The organism is Lactobacillus sp. B4007 (genome assembly GCF_026535895.1).
Classification (GTDB): domain Bacteria; phylum Bacillota; class Bacilli; order Lactobacillales; family Lactobacillaceae; genus Lactobacillus; species Lactobacillus panisapium.
The window spans coordinates 1-1,513 of record NZ_JAFNPA010000008.1; the positions used below are offsets into that span (position 1 = coordinate 1).

Here is a 1,513-nt window from a genome sequence, read left to right on the forward strand (position 1 = left end):
AGATAGCATTAAGCTTACATTCTGGTCTATACCAAATACAAACCGCATGATATCAACACTCTATGTTGTGCTGTTCTTTTGACATGGCTACTAAATATTGATAATTTCTGAATTAGATATCAAAAATGAAAGGGGAACACTATGGGATATAAAGTTTTTGTATCTTATAAGTATAAAGATTACGATGTTAAACATATTGATGGAGGAACTAATGGAACAGCAAGAGACTATGTTGATTATTTGCAAGCCAGAAAATTTAGTGGCGATGATTTAAACATGGCAGAAAGTGGTGATGAAGACTTAAGTGAATTCAAGGACGAAACAATACAAACACATTTAAAAGATAAAATTTGGGGCTCTTCAATAACCCTTGTACTTATTTCTCCTAATATGGTTGATAATTCTAAAAGTGAAGAAGACCAGTGGATCCCGTGGGAAGTTTCTTATTCATTAAGAACCCAGACTAAAGCTGGAAGAAGAAGTAGACCTAATGCGTTGATTGCTGTTGTATTACCAAATATATTGGGTCAATACAATTATTTTGTTAGTTACAATACTTACACAGATAGAAACAATCAAAAGCGTCAAGTTCAGAGTATATGTACTGGAAATACATTTGAAATAATTCGAAATAATATGTTTAATCAAAAAAATCCTAATACAGAAGAAGTAGATGGACATAAGATATATCATGGTGATAGCTGCTACATAACAACCGTTGAGTGGGAAGATTTTATTAACGACATGGAGAGCTACTTTGATAAAGCAATAGAATTAAGGGATAAAATAAGTGAATATAATATCCAAATCAATGTGAAGAAAAGAGATTTTAGTTAAATATGACCGAAAAAAGTAGCGAGAACAAACGGTTGCATTTAAAGATGATTGAAGATGTAGTTACTAGAATGGGATCTAACTCATTTCTTATTAAAGGCTGGTCTCTAACAGCAATGGGAGGCTTAATGACCTTATATTTTGCAAACATGGATAAGAAGTGGGCATATTATTTATTATTTTTATGCCTGTTTGCATGTATGCTATTTTGGATTTGTGATGCTTATTATCTTCTTCAAGAGAGAAAGTTTCGAAATCTTTATGAAGAAGTTGCAAAAAAAAGAGAAGAAGAAATTAACTTTTCTATGAAGATATCAAGTGATGAAAAAATTTATCAATGCATGGTTAGACCCATTTTTTTAAAAAGTTATGCACCTATATTCTGTATGTTACTGATTTTAATATACTTTTTTAAGCCCTGCTAAGACCAGCTGGTTATAATTTATAACTTGTGTAAAATCTTGTTCATAGAATTTAACCGTTAATTTTTAGAGAACCACGTCAATCGTGGTTCTTTTTTTTGCTAATATTTAAGCTTATTTTAGCCTAAAAGTTCTTACTTTAATAGCGAGTAAAAGGAGTTTCCTATCAGGGTAACTTTACATAAATTCGTAAAATCAAAAAAATTTTGTTTTTGTGCTTGTTGCATACAAAAATAGATAGCATTAAGCTTACATTC

At 30.7% G+C, this 1,513-nt stretch carries 2 protein-coding genes; both read left to right on the forward strand.

The window, feature by feature from the left end; all coding sequences use genetic code 11:
• Window positions 1–141 precede the first annotated feature (141 nt).
• Complete coding sequence (locus J3U54_RS09055; RefSeq protein ID WP_267385785.1) at window positions 142–837, forward strand: TIR domain-containing protein; 696 nt, start codon at window positions 142–144, stop codon at window positions 835–837.
• A gap of 2 nt (window positions 838–839) precedes the next feature.
• Window positions 840–1,259 (forward strand): hypothetical protein, encoded by a 420-nt coding sequence (locus J3U54_RS09060; protein ID WP_103753171.1) that lies wholly within the window; start codon window positions 840–842, stop codon window positions 1,257–1,259.
• Window positions 1,260–1,513: the final 254 nt, after the last annotated feature.

Excerpts from the sequence above, each read along its gene's own strand:
- J3U54_RS09055 (WP_267385785.1), top strand. The coding sequence starts at position 142 with ATGGGATATAAAGTTTTTGTATCTTATAAGTATAAAGATTACGATGTT.
- J3U54_RS09060 (WP_103753171.1), top strand. The coding sequence starts at position 840 with ATGACCGAAAAAAGTAGCGAGAACAAACGGTTGCATTTAAAGATGATT.